Here is a 234-nt window from a genome sequence, read left to right as displayed (position 1 = left end):
CTGTATTGACCTTCTAACCCGCTGCCCTTATCGGGCAGGGAGACAGTGTCAGGTGGGCAGTTTGACTGGGGCGGTCGCCTCCTAAAATGTAACGGAGGCGCCCAAAGGTTCCCTCAGAATGGTTGGAAATCATTCGCAGAGTGTAAAGGCACAAGGGAGCTTGACTGCGAGACCTACAAGTCGAGCAGGGACGAAAGTCGGGCTTAGTGATCCGGTGGTTCCGCATGGAAGGGC

Annotated in this window: 1 rRNA gene; it reads left to right on the top strand. The window is 56.0% G+C overall.

The features are described 5' to 3' along the window. Positions 1 to 234, top strand: a 23S ribosomal RNA gene (locus tag SB771_RS37245); the annotation flags it as partial.

The organism is Burkholderia sp. SIMBA_051, from assembly GCF_046534915.1.
In the GTDB taxonomy this organism is placed as follows: domain Bacteria; phylum Pseudomonadota; class Gammaproteobacteria; order Burkholderiales; family Burkholderiaceae; genus Burkholderia; species Burkholderia ambifaria.
This window is presented reverse-complemented; position numbering and strand designations above follow the sequence as displayed.